The organism is Ruegeria sp. AO1, from assembly GCF_056535985.1.
Genome location: NZ_JBQFJC010000001.1, coordinates 1,003,122 through 1,017,882 on the forward strand (window position 1 = coordinate 1,003,122; position 14,761 = coordinate 1,017,882).

The window sequence follows — 14,761 nt, forward strand, 5'->3', positions numbered from 1 at the left end:
CTCGTGTGAGAAAGGTACTGTAATGCTGTATTGGTTGACCGCCCTGTCGGACGGAGGGGATTTCTGGAACCTCTTCCGCTATATTACGTTCCGTGCGGGTGGGGCCTTTTTGACGGCGCTGATCTTTGGGTTTCTGTTTGGCAAACCTTTGATAAACGTACTGCGCCGCAGGCAGGGTAAAGGCCAACCGATCCGTGATGACGGGCCCGAGGGGCATTTCTCCAAAGCCGGAACGCCCACCATGGGTGGCTTGCTGATCGTAGGGGCGCTGGTCACGTCAACGCTACTATGGGCGCGCTGGGACAATCCCTACGTCTGGATGGTGCTGTTTGTGACGTTGGCTTATGCGGCCATCGGGTTCGCCGATGACTATGCCAAGGTGTCCAAGCAGAACACCAAAGGCGTGTCTGGCAAAATGCGCCTGGCACTGGGGATAATCATTGCAGTGTTGGCGGCCTTTTGGGCGTCCTTGCATCATCCGGAGGCTTTGCAGAACCAACTGGCGGTGCCGATCTTCAAGGATACGCTTGTCAATCTAGGGATCCTCTACATCCCGTTTGCCGTTATCGTGATTGTGGGCTCTGCCAATGCCGTGAACCTGACCGATGGTCTTGACGGTTTGGCGATCATGCCCGCGATGATTGCTGCTACGACTCTGGGAATCATCGCTTATGCGGTAGGGCGCGTCGACTTTACTGAGTATCTGGATGTGCACTACGTACCCGGAACGGGCGAGATTCTGATCTTCACCTCGGCCCTGTTCGGCGGTGGCCTTGGGTTCCTGTGGTATAACGCCCCGCCTGCGGCTGTGTTCATGGGCGACACTGGGTCGCTCGCTTTGGGTGGCGCGCTGGGCGCGATTGCCGTGGCGACCAAGCACGAGTTGGTGCTGGCCGTGGTCGGCGGCCTGTTTGTGGTCGAGGCGCTGAGTGTGATCATTCAGGTTCTTTACTTCAAACGCACTGGCAAGCGCGTGTTCCTGATGGCACCGATTCATCACCACTATGAGAAAAAGGGCTGGGCCGAACCCACCATCGTGATCCGGTTCTGGATCATTTCGCTGATCCTCGCGATGATCGGTCTGGCGACACTGAAAGTCCGATAGCCCTCCCGCCAGGTTAAGAGGGCCTGCGGCCTTCTTGCCACCTGTTGGGCCCGGCTCGCGCTGGCACGCGAGCCTGAAGTGCCCTTGCCATTGGGATTTTCTTCAGTGCAGTGTGGCGCGCATTCAAGTTGAAAGAAGGGGGGCGGCATGATCCCGGTCAAAGGTTTCTCAGGGCAGAAGGTCGCCGTTTTGGGCCTTGGTCGGTCGGGTTTGGCGACGGCGCGTGCGTTGCGTGCTGGTGGGGCGGAGGCGATCTGCTGGGATGACAATCCAGCCGCGCGCGAGACTACTGAAGGTGAGGGGTTTCAATGCCTTGATCTGCGCCGCCACGGGGCGTTTGATGAGATCGCCACGCTGATCGTCTCACCCGGTATTCCGCATCTTTATCCTCAACCGAACCCGGTGGTCGCCGCCGCGTTGGAGGCCGGCGTGCCGGTGGACAACGATATCGGCCTGTTTTTTCGATCCTTTGCGGGGCCGGAGTGGAACAACTACGACACACCGCCGCGTGTGATCGCGGTGACAGGATCGAACGGCAAATCGACCACGGCGGCCCTGATCCATCACATCCTGTCCGAGGTGGGGCGTGAGGCACAGTTGGCGGGCAATATCGGGCGTGGCGTCTTGGATATAAACCCCGGCGGCGATGGATCGGTCGTTGTGCTGGAGTTGTCGAGCTACCAGACCGAGCTGGCCCGCGCATTGACGCCCGATGTAGCGGTGTTCACCAACCTGTCGCCGGACCATCTGGATCGACACGGCGGAATGGGTGGCTATTTCGCCGCCAAGAGACGCCTCTTTGCCGAGGGCGGGCCAGACCGTGCCGTGATTGGCATTGATGAAGCCGAAGGCGCGTTCCTCGCAGGGCAACTGGCCGAGGGTCCGGCGGATGATCGGGTGATCCGCATCTCGGTTGAGCGCAAACTTACCGGTCCGGGATGGCAGGTCTTTGCCCGCAAAGGCTTCCTTTCGGAGTATCGCAAAGGGCGGCAGACCGGCTCGATTGATCTGCGCGGCATAAAGGGGCTGCCGGGCGCGCATAACCACCAGAACGCCTGTGCTGCCTATGCCGCTTGTCGGTCTCTGGGTCTGGCGCCGCGCGTGATTGAGGATGCCTTGCACAGCTATCCGGGCCTGCCGCATCGCAGTCAGATCATCGCCGAAGCGGGTGGGGTGACTTTCGTGAACGACTCCAAGGCGACGAATGTGGACAGTGCGGTGAAAGCTCTGAGTGCGTTCAAGAAAATCCGTTGGATTTGCGGTGGGTTGGAGAAAGAAGGAGGCATTGACGCCCTGAACGGTGCTTCGGATCAGGTTATCAAGGCCTATGTGATCGGGCGCGAGGCGGCGGGTTTCGCCATGCAGCTAAAGGTCGAGGCGCAGGTCTGTACCACAATGGCCGCTGCCGTTGAGCAGGCCATAGCCGACAGCGAGGCAGGGGAGACCGTCTTGCTGGCCCCAGCAGCCGCCAGTTTTGACCAATATGACAATTTTGAGCAGCGCGGGGATGACTTCGCAGCGCAGGTTCAAAAGTGCCTAAACGCCTAGCCCGTTTGCAATTCCTTGCCGATTGGGCGACAGTTTGCGGGTATCGGCTTGAAGCCGTTTAAGGATTTGCTTTTCTGCTCGGAAATTCAAAAAGAGGTCATGAATATGCCTAACCCGAAATCCCTTCTGATCGTCCCGGCTCTGCTGCTGGCTGGGGCTTGCACGAATACAGGCGCAAACTACGTGCCCGTTATTGATGGCCCGGTTGGCCCCAACTACCAGTCGGACCTGCTGCAATGTCAGCAACTGGCGGCGTCTCAGGCAGCGGTCGATGGATCGACCGCGGGTAACGCGGCGATTGGTGCGGCCGGTGCTGCGGCGACCACTGCCATCATTCAGGACAGCAGCGACAATCTGGGTCGCGCTGCTGCGGCAGGTGCTCTGATCGGGGCCGGGGCAGACGTGATCGCGAAGAACCAGAACAAGGAAGTCATCGTGCGCAACTGCATGCGCGGACGCGGCTACAACGTCGTCGGCTAGGGCCGCGCAATCGATCGCGTCGGCTAACGCGCGGAAATGGCCTTTCCGGCGGCGTGGCCCGAGGACCAAGCCCACTGAAAGTTATAGCCGCCAAGCCAACCGGTGACATCCATCGCTTCACCAATCGCATAGAGGCCGGGGACATCCCTGGCCTCCATCGTTTTTGACGACAGGTCATCAGTGTCAATCCCACCCAGAGTGACCTCAGCGGTGCGGTAACCTTCGGTCCCTGAGGGGGTCAGCTGCCATTCTGACAATGCCGAGATCAGATCGTTCAGCGCCGCGTCCGACTGATCGGCAAGGTTGCCCTTCATCGGGATATGCTGGGCGAGGTGATCCACCAACCGCGATGGCAAGTGCCGGGCGAGTTCGGTGGTCAGAGCCTTGCGCCCTCCGGCTTGTCGCTGATCGCGCAGAAGATCGAACAAGGGCAGGTCTGGGATCAGATTGACGCGGATCGCTTCTCCCTCATGCCAATATGAGGACAGTTGCAGCACGGAAGGCCCGCTGAGGCCGCGATGGGTGAACAGAAGTGCTTCGTCAAAACTGGTGCGATCGTTGGACAGGCGTGCGGGCAGAGAGACGCCAGACAGCTCCTTGAACCTCCCGTCCGAGAAGGTGAACGGAACCAGCGCAGCGCGGGTATCTGTAACGCGCAGATTGAATTGCTGCGCGATGTCATAGGCGAGACCGGTTGCACCCATTTTGGGGATCGACTTGCCGCCGGTTGCCAGCACAAGGTTGCGACAGGTCAGGCTGTGCCGCGCACCTTCGCGGTCGACCTCCAGCGCGAACCCGGCTTCGGTCTTGCGCAGCGCTTTGACCTCGGTCCTCAGCCACAGGTCAGCCCCGGCCCGGGTCATCTCATCCAGCAGCATCTGCACGATTTGCTTCGAGGTGTCGTCGCAGAACAACTGCCCCAGCGTTTTCTCATGCCATGCGATGCCGTGACGCCCGACCAGATCGATGAAATCCCATTGCGTATAGCGCGCCAACGCGGATTTGCAGAAATGCGGGTTATGCGACTGGAAATTGGCAGGCCCCGCATACATATTGGTGAAGTTGCAGCGCCCGCCGCCCGAGATGCGGATCTTCTCGCCGGGGGCTTTTGCGTGATCGATCACCAGAACCCGCCCGCCGCAATGCGCCGCGCACATCATACCGGCAGCACCGGCCCCGAGGATGATCGTGTCATAGGTCATGCGCTGCGAATGGCTTGGTTTGTCAGCAAACGCAATAGCGGCACAATCAGCAGCTGGCAAAGATGTAGCGGAACCACAGTAATAGGAAAACAAGGCGGCTGAACTTGACCCCCTAGACGCGAAGCCATACCAATTTTCCAGAGTGCCGGCGAAAATTTATGCGTTTGCAATTGTAGGCGGAGTTTTGGTTTTATGCCCTCAACGATTTTTGGTGCTTTTCGCTCCGATACCACCTTGAGCGATGCGGGCGCATCCAGCGCCGTTGTAAACTCCACTTTCACAATCTCTGCCTACAGCCAGATCACCATCGAAGATGGGGCGGACGATACGATCTTTGATGGAGACGATCAGTCGAACGAGACCGCGAACGATCTGACACAAACATTTAATGGCAATACGATCTTCTGGGATTTTACAGTTTCGGTGACGGATGGCACCAACACCTATCAGATCGGCCTGTTTGACTATGACATCAACGGCGACGGAAACTCAATCGGGGTCGACAGTGAAGACGGGTTCTTTATGGCATTTATTGGCGGTACCGTACCGCCGCTGAACACCACTTTGACGATCACCGCAATCATCGACAACGGCCCGAACATCGACATCGACACTGTGGTGCCTTGTTTCACGTCTGGCACCTTGATCGATACACCTGATGGCCCACGATTGATTGACGATCTGAACCCAGGTGATTTGGTTCTCGCTCAGGATAATGGTGCTCAACCGATCCGTTGGATCGGCACGCAGGACCTCGACAAAATAGATCTGACGCTGAAACCCAAGCTAAGGCCAATCCATATCGCGCAGGGTGCTTTGGGACAGGGCGTTCCTGCGCGTGATCTGTGTGTCTCGCCACAACACCGCATGCTGGTCAAGTCAGCCATTGCTGAGCGCATGTTCGCCAAAGATGAGGTCTTTGTCCCGGCCTGCAAACTGCTCGATCTGCCTGGCGTTTCAGTGCAGACGGGAGGCGCGACGGTTACGTATATCCACCTTCTCCTTGACCGCCACGAGGTCATCTTTGCCGAGGGCGCGCCGACGGAAAGCCTGTTCACGGGGCCCGAAGCGCTTAGGGCGATTGGAAAGGATGCGGTCAAAGAATTGCGGCAAATTTTTCCGCAGTTGTTTTTAGACACCCACAAGCCGGAACCCGCGCGACTGGTCCCGAGGAGGGGGAGGCAAATGCGCAATCTAGTTCAGCGGCACGTGAAAAACGGCAAGCCAGTGGTTCAAAGAACGGCTCATGCCAACAGGGGCGGATGACATCTCGTTAAGGCGCCGTTTTCGTTTGCACGGCTCATTTCCCTAGCCCAAACGCCAATTTCACTGTAGACTCTCAAACAGATCCCGAAAACGGGGCGCGAGTGAGGCAGTAAGTGGCGGTATCTCATGACTGAGATGGTGTATGGCGCGGTCCAGGACCAGCGCGGGGAACCGATTCTACCAAAGTGGTGGCGGACGATTGATCGCTGGACGATGTCCTGCGTTCTGATTCTGTTTGTCATCGGATTGTTGCTGGGGCTGGCCTCGTCGCCGCCTCTGGCCGGGCGCAACGGGTTTGATCCGTTTCACTATGTTGAACGACAGGCGCTCTTCGGCGGATTGGCGCTGATCGCGATGCTGCTGACCTCGATGATGTCTCCGACACTGGTGCGCCGTCTGGCGGTATTGGGCTTTCTGGGGGCCTTCGTGGCGTTGGCCTTCCTGCCGGTCTTCGGGACGGATTTCGGCAAAGGCGCTGTACGCTGGTACTCGCTGGGCTTCGCCTCATTGCAACCGTCCGAGTTTCTCAAGCCCGGATTTGTAGTCGTTGCGGCGTGGTTGCTGGCGGCCTCGCAAGAGATCAATGGCCCTCCGGGGCGGTTGTGGTCCTTTGCGCTGTGTATGGCGATTGTCGGCATGCTGGTGATGCAGCCTGATTTCGGGCAAGCCTGCCTGATCCTCTTCGGCTGGGGCGTGATGTATTTCGTGGCCGGTGCGCCGATGCTTTTGCTGGTTGGTATGGCCGGAGTGGTCGTTCTGGGCGGGATGTTCGCCTATTCCAACTCGGACCACTTTGCTCGCCGTATCGACGGATTCCTGAACCAGGAGGTCGATCCGACCACTCAGCTGGGCTACGCGACCAATGCCATCCGTGAGGGTGGTTTGTTCGGCGTCGGCGTAGGGGAGGGGCAGGTCAAATGGTCTCTGCCCGACGCGCATACGGATTTCATCATCGCCGTCGCGGCCGAGGAATATGGGCTGATCCTGGTGCTGATCATCATCGCGCTTTATTCGATCATCGTTGTGCGCTCACTGATGCGCCTGATGCGCGAGCGGGATATGTTTATCCGTCTGGCAGGCACCGGGCTGGCCTGCATGTTTGGCGTTCAGGCGATGATCAATATGGGTGTGGCCGTGCGCCTGTTGCCTGCAAAGGGCATGACGCTGCCTTTTGTCAGCTATGGCGGCTCATCGCTGATCGCAGGTGGTATTGCGGTTGGCATGTTGCTGGCCTTCACACGCTCGCGCCCACAGGGTGAGCTTGGCGATATTCTGCGCGGACGAGGCTGATGGGCAAACCTTACCTGATGATTGCGGCTGGCGGCACCGGGGGCCACATGTTCCCGGCGCAGGCTCTGGCCGAAGCGATGCTGCAAAAAGGCTGGCGCGTGCGTCTGTCGACCGATCCTCGGGGTGCTCGCTACACCGGGGGCTTCCCGCACACGACCGAGATTGTCGAGGCGTCCTCGGCCACTTTTGCACGCGGCGGTTTGGCCGCAAAAGCGCTGGTGGGGCCGAAGATTGTAGGTGGCGTAACCAGCATGGCGATGCAGATGTTACGCGACCGTCCGGACGTGGTTGTGGGCTTTGGCGGCTACCCGTCGATCCCGGCACTGGGTGCCGCGACGCTACTGAAACTGCCGCGTATGATCCACGAACAGAACGGCGTTTTGGGGCGTGTGAACCAGCTCTTCGCCACACGCGTGGCGCAAGTGGCCTGCGGTGTTTGGCCGACCGATCTGCCCGAAGGGTCCAGCGGTATTCACACCGGCAACCCGGTCCGGGCTTCGGTGCTGGAGCGGGCCGGTGCGCCCTATATCCCACCCGGCGAGTATCCGATGTCGGTGCTGGTGATGGGGGGCAGTCAGGGTGCACGGATCCTCAGCGATGTGTTGCCCGAGGCGATCGCCGCTCTGCCGGAGTTCCTGCGCGGATTCATCCGCGTCTCGCATCAAGCCCGCGACGAGGATGGCGAGAGGGTCGCGGCCTTCTACGCCGATCACGGCATTCGCGCGGATGTGCAGCCGTTCTTTGACGACGTTCCGCGCCGCATGTCGGATGCGCAGCTTGTCATCAGCCGTTCGGGCGCGTCGAGCGTGGCCGATATCTCGGTCATCGGTCGACCCTCGATCCTAATCCCTTTCGCCGCCGCTGCAGGGGATCACCAAACCGCCAACGCCCGAGGGCTGGTGCAGGCGGGTGGGGCGATCATGATCCCCGAAAAGGCGCTTGACGTTCCCTCACTGACCGAGCAAATGACCACGGTTTTAACCAACCCGGAAGCCGCACAAAAAATGGCCCATGCCGCCCTCTCGACAGGAGCCCCCGACGCCACCGAGCGCCTGGTCGCCCTTGTCGAGCAACTGGCGCAGAAGGAGACCACATGAACCCCGCAACCAAACTGCCGCAGGACGTAGGACCGATCCATTTCGTTGGGATCGGAGGGATCGGGATGTCGGGGATCGCCGAGGTGTTGCTGAACCTTGGCTACCGGGTGCAGGGGTCGGACCTGAAAGCCTCAAAAATCACGGATCGGTTGGCGTCTCTGGGGGCCGAGATTTTTGTGGGTCAGAAGGCTGAAAACCTGCAAAACGCCGCCGTGGTCGTTACCTCGACCGCGATCAAACCGGGCAATCCGGAACTGGACGAAGCGCGCGCGCAGGGCCTGCCCGTCGTTCGCCGCGCCGATATGCTGGCCGAACTAATGCGCCTGCGCTCGAACATCGCAATCGCCGGGACGCATGGCAAAACCACCACGACCACGATGATGGCCGAGCTGATGGTGGCCGGAGATTTCGACCCAACCGTCATCAATGGCGGTATCATTCACGCCTATGGCTCGAACGCGCGCATGGGGCAGGGCGAATGGATGGTGGTCGAAGCCGACGAATCCGACGGCTCCTTCAACCGCCTGCCGGCAACCATCGCCATCGTCACCAATATCGACCCCGAGCATATGGAGCATTGGGGTGATTTCGACAGGTTACGTGATGGGTTCTATGAGTTCGTATCGAACCTGCCCTTCTACGGTCTGGCGGTGTGCTGCACGGACCATGCCGAAGTACAGGCGCTGGTCGGGCGCATTACCGACCGCCGCGTGCGCACTTATGGCTTCAACGCGCAGGCCGATGTGCGGGCCGAAAACCTGACCTACAAAGCCGGCGTCGCGCATTTCGACATCCACCTGCAATACGAAGACAAGGTGATCGAAGGCTGTACTCTGCCGATGCCGGGTGACCACAATGTCTCGAACGCGTTGTCGGCTGTTGCGGTGGCACGTCATCTGGGGATGAAGGCATCCGAAATCCGCGAGGCGCTGGCCAATTTCGGCGGCGTCAATCGCCGTTTCACCAAGGTCGGAGAGATCGACGGTGTCACCATCATCGACGATTACGGCCACCACCCGGTCGAAATCGCCGCCGTCCTGAAAGCCGCTCGCCAAGCGACCGAGGGCCGCGTGATCGCCGTTCACCAACCGCACCGCTATTCGCGTCTGTCCAACCTGTTCGACGATTTCTGCACCTGCTTCAACGACGCTGACGTGGTTGCAATCGCCGACATCTTCGCTGCCGGAGAGGACCCGATCGAAGGTGCTTCGCGCGATGATCTGGTGCAGGGCCTCATCCGTCACGGCCACCGCCACGCACGCGCCTTGCTGGACGAAAACGATCTGGAGCGTCTGGTCCGCGAACAAGCTCGCCCGGGCGACATGGTCGTATGCCTTGGGGCAGGGACAATCAGCGCATGGGCGAACGGGTTGCCTGAGCGGTTGCAACGAAAACAGGCTGTTTGACGGCTGATCTTATTTACTGCACAACCTGAGGGTGTGTGACTTATTGCCAAGACCGCGTCCCAGGAGGGGACAATGGACTATTCGACCATCTTTGCCGCCCTTTGGGCGATCAGCGCCACTATCGTGGCCTTGTTGCCGATGCGGCTGCAATTCCCTCCGGGTATTGTCCTGTTGCTCTGCGCGCCGGTGATGATCATCTGGCTGGGTTATGACCATGGATGGGTCTGGTCGGTTCTGGCCTTCGGAGGTTTCGTCTCGATGTTCCGCAACCCGATCCGCTATTACTGGCGCAAATGGGTGCGCGGAGAGGTGATGGAATGACCTTCTCTCTTGCCCTCGCGGCCCTTTGGGGCCTTGTTGCGAACCTTCTGGCGATGATCCCCAGCAAGGACAACCACTGGACCCGCGCCTATATCCTGATCGCGGTCGGTATCCCTCTGCTTGGATATGTCACCTATGAGAACGGCCCATGGGTCGGGCTGATAGTCCTCGTTATGGGTATGTCGATACTGCGCTGGCCGGTGATCTATCTGGGGCGGTGGCTTCGTCGGCGGATTTGACCGTTTCACTGCGGATACATGTTGCCAACTCGCTCTGAATCCGCGAGTTAGCAGCTATGACTGTTCTTCCTGTGCCTCGTGGCAAACTGTCCGAAAACCGAAGTCTCAGCGACCTGACATGGCTGCGTGTCGGCGGTCCAGCTGACTATTTGTTCCAACCTGCGGATGTAGAAGATCTGCAGGGCTTTTTGCGCGAGCTTCCCGATGACGTCGTAATCTTCCCGATGGGCGTCGGCTCGAACCTCATAGTGCGCGATGGCGGATTGCGCGCCGTGGTGATACGGCTGGGGCGGGGCTTCAATGGGATTGAGATCGAGGGCACTAGGGTAACCGCTGGCGCGGCGGCTTTGGATGCGCATGTGGCGCGCAAAGCGGCGGATGCCGGTGTGGATCTGACCTTCTTGCGCACAATACCGGGCTCTATCGGTGGTGCTGTGCGCATGAACGCAGGGTGTTATGGCAGCTACACGGCGGATGTTCTGAAAAGGGCCACTGTCGTCACACGGCGGGGTGAAGTGATTGAGCTTGGCCCCGAGGACCTGAACTTCCGCTACCGTCAATCCGATCTGCCTGATGGCGCGGTGCTGATCTCGGCAAGTTTCGAAGGCCCGGAAGGTGAACCTGACGCGCTTCATGCCCGAATGACGGCGCAGTTGCAAAAGCGCGACGAGACCCAGCCCACCAAAGACCGCAGCGCCGGGTCGACCTTTCGCAATCCGGCAGGGTTCTCCTCGACCGGGAAGGCAGATGATGTGCATGACCTCAAGGCTTGGAAGGTCATCGACGATGCGGGCATGCGTGGGGCCAAGAAAGGTGGCGCGCAGATGAGCCCCAAGCACTCGAATTTCCTGATCAACACCGGTGATGCCACTGCCGCGGACCTCGAAGGTCTGGGTGAAGAGGTGCGAAAAAAGGTTTACGAAACAAGCGGCATCACGCTAGAGTGGGAAATCATGCGGGTCGGTGACCCGCTGAAAGAATAAAGCCCCAACCGTCAGACCATAACAGGCAATTAACGGCGACGGATCAAAGGCATAAACGCAGTACGGACCACCACATAAGGTCCGGGGACATTGAGGCGCACGTTGGGTATGTCGAGCAGGACAAACCCCAAAGTGGCGGTATTGATGGGTGGCCCCTCGGCGGAACGCGAGGTGTCTCTCAGCTCTGGGCGCGAATGCGCAGCCGCCCTTGTGGGAGAAGGCTTTGAAGTGGTTGAGCTGGACGCAGGTCCCGACCTCTACGCGCGCCTTTTGGATATCAAGCCGGATGTGGTTTTCAACGCGCTGCATGGCCGCTGGGGCGAGGATGGCTGCGTGCAGGGTCTGCTGGAGTGGATGCGTATTCCCTACACCCATTCAGGCGTTTTGGCCTCGGCGTTGGCGATGGACAAGCAGCGCAGCAAAGAGGTCTATCAGGCCGAAGGGCTGCCCATTGTTCCAAGCGTGATCGTGCCCAAGGTCGAGGTGGTTGAGGTTCACGTGATGGAGCCGCCTTACGTCGCCAAGCCCAACAACGAAGGGTCGAGCGTCGGCATCTACATCGTGCACGAAGGGTCGAATGGTCCTCCGCAATTGTCGGAGGATATGCCCGACCACATCATGGTCGAAAAATACGTCGCGGGTCGAGAACTGACTGTGACCGTTATGGGTGATCGCGCCCTGACCGTGACTGAGATCATGACGGATGGTGGTTGGTACGACTACGATGCCAAATACAAGCCCGGCGGCTCGTGGCATGTGCTGCCCGCTGACATCCCGCAGGATATCTTTGACCGCTGCACGGACTACGCTTTGAAAGCACATAACGCTTTGGGCTGTCGCGGCGTGACCAGGACCGACTACCGGTGGGACGACACTATGGGCGCGGATGGTTTGTTCCTGCTGGAAACCAACACGCAGCCCGGTATGACGCCAACCTCTCTGGTGCCGGAACAGGCAGAACACTGCGGGATGAGTTTCGGACAGCTCTGTGCCTGGATGGTGGAGGACGCCTCATGCGACCGCTAAGAGCCTCCCGCGCGCCAGTGATCCATCGGGCCAAACCTCTGGCCGGGCCAGATGCCGATTTCGAATCCGCCGATACCGAATCCCATGAAACGCAGCCTGTTCTGCGTTTGGGCGGGGTGAAGCTGTTCAACCGCACCGCGCGTCGGTCTGATCCGGCACCGTCGCGCCTCAGCTACCGGTTCCAGCGTTGGATGTTGACGCCGGGCATCCGCATGGGCGTCAAGCTGGGGGTGCCTGTCTGCGCTGTTGCGGCGGCCGTCGGGCTCTACTTTGCGTCCGAGGAGCGGCGCGAGGCGCTCAATACCTATATCGCAGACATCCGGACCTCGCTTCAGGAGCGTCCTGAATTCATGGTCAATCTGATGGCCATTGATGGTGCAGGCCCAGGTCTGTCTGACGACATTCGCGAAGTGGTGCCTCTGGATTTCCCAATCAGCTCTTGGGATCTGGATGTCGAACAGATGCGCGACACGATTACCGGGCTTAATCCGGTGAAATCGGCCACAGTGCGCATTCGGCCCGGTGGCATCTTGCAGGTGGACGTTGTCGAGCGTCAGCCTGTCATCGTGTGGCGCACCCGAGAGTCTATCGAGCTTTTGGATGAGACCGGCGTTCATGTGGACCTGATCGCGTCGCGCAAGGATCACATCGATCTGCCTTTGATCGCGGGCAAGGGCGCGGATGAGCATGTCGCCGAAGCGCTTGAGATTTTCCGCACCTCGCGCAGTCTTGGCACCCGCGTTCGGGGCCTAGTGCGCATTGGTGAGCGTCGCTGGGACCTGGTGCTGGATCGCGGCCAGCGCATCATGCTGCCGACGGACCGCCCAGTGCGCGCGCTTGAGCGGGTGCTGGCCGTGAACGAAGTGCAGGATCTGTTGGAGCGTGACGTGGCCGTGGTGGATATGCGCCTCGGACAGCGGCCAACAATCAGAATGACCAAAGCCGCCAGCGAAGACTGGTGGAATACAAAAGTGACAATGGGTAACGGGCAGTAGCGACCATGATGACCGATCTTTATCAGTCCCAACGCGCCATGCGGCAAATGCGCAGACAAGCGATGCAGCGGGGCGTTATCGCCATTTTGGATGTGGGTAGCTCGAAAATCTCGTGCCTCGTGTTGCGCTTTGATGGCACCGGACGGCTGAGTGAGGATAACACCATCGGTTCAATGGCCGGGCAGACCGGGTTCCGGGTCATTGGCGCTGCGACCACGCGTTCGCGCGGAGTGCAGTTTGGCGAAGTTACCGCCATGCAGGAAACCGAGCGTGCGATCCGCACCGCCCTGCAAGCCGCGCAGAAGATGGCCGATATCCGAGTTGACCACGTCATTGCCTGTTTCTCGGGTGCGAACCCGCGTTCCTACGGTCTGGACGCTCAGGTCGATCTGGAAGGTCAGCTTGTGACCGAGGCCGAGGTTGGCCGTGTTCTGAACGCCTGCGATGTCCCGGATTACGGGGCAGGGCGTGAGGTTCTGCATGCTCAACCGGTGAATTTCGCATTGGACAACCGCTCGGGCCTGATCGACCCGCGTGGGCAGATGGGGCAATCTCTGGCCGTCGACATGCATATGCTGACCGTAGACGCGATTGCGATACAGAACATCGTCCGCTGCATTAAGCGTTGCGATCTGGAACTCGCAGGGATTGCAAATTCAGCCTATGTGTCGGGTATATCGGCATTGGTCGAGGATGAGCAGGAGCTGGGCGCGGCCTGTATCGACTTGGGCGGTGGCACCACCAGCGTGTCGATCTTTATGAAGAAGCACATGATCTACGCCGATTGCGTGCGCATGGGTGGTGATCACGTCACACAGGATATCTCGATGGGCCTTGGCGTGCCAACCGCCGTGGCCGAACGGATCAAGACCTTCAATGGCGGTGTTCACGCGACCGGAGCCGATGATCGCGACCTGATCGATATTGGCGGCGATACCGGCGATTGGGAGCATGATCGCCGCACCGTCAGCCGGGCCGAGCTGATCGGGATAATGCGCCCTCGGGTCGAAGAGATTCTGGAAGAGGTGCGCGTCCGCCTCGATGCCGCCGGATTCGAACATATGCCCAGCCAGCAGATCGTGTTGACTGGTGGGGGCAGTCAGATCATGGGGCTCGACGGCCTCGCGACTCGTATCCTTGGCCAGCGCGTCCGTCTGGGCCGCCCGCTGCGCGTTCACGGCCTGCCGCAATCTGCCACCGGCCCGGGCTTTTCCTCGGCCGTTGGTCTCAGCCTGTTTGCGGCGCATCCGCAGGATGAGTGGTGGGATTTCGAGATCCCCGTCGACACCTATGCCGCGCGCCCGTTCAAGCGCGCCGTTCGGTGGTTCCGTGACAATTGGTAGAACTCTGCGCCGCGCCTTGTGCGTGGCGCTTGCGCCCGGCCTCGCTTCGGCGCAGTCCGTCATTTCGCCTGAGACGTTTCTGGACGCTGTGCTAGGCAAAACGGTGCAGTTCCACGAAATCCGTAGCGGTGATCTGGTGGGAACCGAGCAGTTCCTGAACCGCAAGACCTCGGTCTGGCGGGTCGAGGGTGGGGGATGCGTCTACGGTCAGATCACGACGCCGAATGGTCAGGTCTGTTTTCTCTATGATGATGATACAGACGGCATTCCTGTTTGCTGGTGGCCATTCGAATATCAGGGCCGTTTGATGGTCCGGCTGGCAGAGCTGGGCAATGGCGAAATCCAGGAGGTGCGCAGCATGACCAGTCACAGCCTGAATTGTCCAAGCGCCCCAATCAGTTGAAAAACACCTTGCGGAGGCCTGATTTATCCCTCAAGATATCCACAGGACCCGTGAGAG

At 59.8% G+C, this 14,761-nt stretch carries 15 protein-coding genes; 14 read left to right on the forward strand and 1 reads right to left on the reverse strand.

The genetic code is table 11. The annotated features are described in order from the left end of the window. The first annotated feature begins 22 nt into the window (after positions 1 to 22). From mraY to ACR3FB_RS04960, 3 genes are all read left to right on the forward strand, one after another. Entirely contained in the window at positions 23 to 1,105 is a 1,083-nt protein-coding gene (gene mraY, locus ACR3FB_RS04950; protein ID WP_170468019.1) for a phospho-N-acetylmuramoyl-pentapeptide-transferase, read from the forward strand. Between the two features lie 147 nt (positions 1,106 to 1,252). Beyond that, the gene (gene murD, locus ACR3FB_RS04955; RefSeq protein WP_480564638.1) at positions 1,253 to 2,653 is read left to right on the forward strand and encodes a UDP-N-acetylmuramoyl-L-alanine--D-glutamate ligase; all 1,401 of its coding nucleotides are present in this window, start codon (positions 1,253 to 1,255) and stop codon (positions 2,651 to 2,653) included. Between the two features lie 99 nt (positions 2,654 to 2,752). Then, positions 2,753 to 3,133: a glycine zipper family protein gene (locus tag ACR3FB_RS04960; RefSeq protein ID WP_170374988.1), complete on the forward strand. Its 381-nt coding sequence runs from the start codon at positions 2,753 to 2,755 to the stop codon at positions 3,131 to 3,133. Between the two features lie 23 nt (positions 3,134 to 3,156). Here the strand turns inward: ACR3FB_RS04960 and ACR3FB_RS04965 are convergent, their stop codons facing one another. Beyond that, the gene (locus tag ACR3FB_RS04965; RefSeq protein WP_480564641.1) at positions 3,157 to 4,335 is read right to left on the reverse strand and encodes a BaiN/RdsA family NAD(P)/FAD-dependent oxidoreductase; all 1,179 of its coding nucleotides are present in this window, start codon (positions 4,333 to 4,335) and stop codon (positions 3,157 to 3,159) included. Between the two features lie 192 nt (positions 4,336 to 4,527). Between ACR3FB_RS04965 and ACR3FB_RS04970 the strand changes: the two genes are divergently transcribed. The 11 genes from ACR3FB_RS04970 (at position 4,528) to ACR3FB_RS05020 (ending at position 14,704) form a co-directional block, all read left to right on the forward strand. Continuing rightward, complete coding sequence (locus ACR3FB_RS04970) at positions 4,528 to 5,601, forward strand: Hint domain-containing protein (protein WP_480564644.1); 1,074 nt, start codon at positions 4,528 to 4,530, stop codon at positions 5,599 to 5,601. A 126-nt stretch (positions 5,602 to 5,727) separates the two neighbouring features. Continuing rightward, positions 5,728 to 6,891 carry a putative lipid II flippase FtsW gene (gene ftsW / locus ACR3FB_RS04975; protein ID WP_170374992.1) on the forward strand — a complete coding sequence of 388 codons (1,164 nt, stop codon included), beginning with the start codon at positions 5,728 to 5,730 and terminating at the stop codon, positions 6,889 to 6,891. After that, positions 6,891 to 7,988, forward strand: a complete 1,098-nt coding sequence (locus ACR3FB_RS04980) for a UDP-N-acetylglucosamine--N-acetylmuramyl-(pentapeptide) pyrophosphoryl-undecaprenol N-acetylglucosamine transferase (protein WP_425084964.1) — start codon at positions 6,891 to 6,893, stop codon at positions 7,986 to 7,988. Before ftsW ends, ACR3FB_RS04980 begins: the two co-directional genes overlap by 1 nt. After that, entirely contained in the window at positions 7,985 to 9,394 is a 1,410-nt protein-coding gene (murC, locus tag ACR3FB_RS04985) for a UDP-N-acetylmuramate--L-alanine ligase (protein ID WP_425084965.1), read from the forward strand. Before ACR3FB_RS04980 ends, murC begins: the two co-directional genes overlap by 4 nt. Before the next feature lie 72 nt (positions 9,395 to 9,466). Continuing rightward, on the forward strand, positions 9,467 to 9,715 hold the full coding sequence (locus tag ACR3FB_RS04990; protein ID WP_170374997.1) for a DUF2484 family protein: 249 nt from the start codon (positions 9,467 to 9,469) through the stop codon (positions 9,713 to 9,715). Beyond that, positions 9,712 to 9,954, forward strand: coding sequence for a DUF2484 family protein (locus tag ACR3FB_RS04995; protein WP_480564647.1), 243 nt, complete (start codon positions 9,712 to 9,714; stop codon positions 9,952 to 9,954). The genes ACR3FB_RS04990 and ACR3FB_RS04995 overlap by 4 nt, the downstream gene beginning before the upstream one ends. Before the next feature lie 56 nt (positions 9,955 to 10,010). Next, positions 10,011 to 10,937: a UDP-N-acetylmuramate dehydrogenase gene (gene murB, locus ACR3FB_RS05000; RefSeq protein ID WP_480564650.1), complete on the forward strand. Its 927-nt coding sequence runs from the start codon at positions 10,011 to 10,013 to the stop codon at positions 10,935 to 10,937. Between the two features lie 108 nt (positions 10,938 to 11,045). Beyond that, positions 11,046 to 11,963 (forward strand): D-alanine--D-alanine ligase, encoded by a 918-nt coding sequence (locus ACR3FB_RS05005; RefSeq protein WP_480564653.1) that lies wholly within the window; start codon positions 11,046 to 11,048, stop codon positions 11,961 to 11,963. Then, positions 11,951 to 12,958, forward strand: a complete 1,008-nt coding sequence (locus tag ACR3FB_RS05010; RefSeq protein WP_480564656.1) for a cell division protein FtsQ/DivIB — start codon at positions 11,951 to 11,953, stop codon at positions 12,956 to 12,958. The genes ACR3FB_RS05005 and ACR3FB_RS05010 overlap by 13 nt, the downstream gene beginning before the upstream one ends. 8 nt (positions 12,959 to 12,966) lie before the next feature. Next, positions 12,967 to 14,301, forward strand: a complete 1,335-nt coding sequence (gene ftsA / locus ACR3FB_RS05015) for a cell division protein FtsA (protein WP_480565827.1) — start codon at positions 12,967 to 12,969, stop codon at positions 14,299 to 14,301. Further along, positions 14,288 to 14,704, forward strand: a complete 417-nt coding sequence (locus ACR3FB_RS05020; RefSeq protein WP_480564660.1) for a hypothetical protein — start codon at positions 14,288 to 14,290, stop codon at positions 14,702 to 14,704. Before ftsA ends, ACR3FB_RS05020 begins: the two co-directional genes overlap by 14 nt. Positions 14,705 to 14,761: the final 57 nt, after the last annotated feature.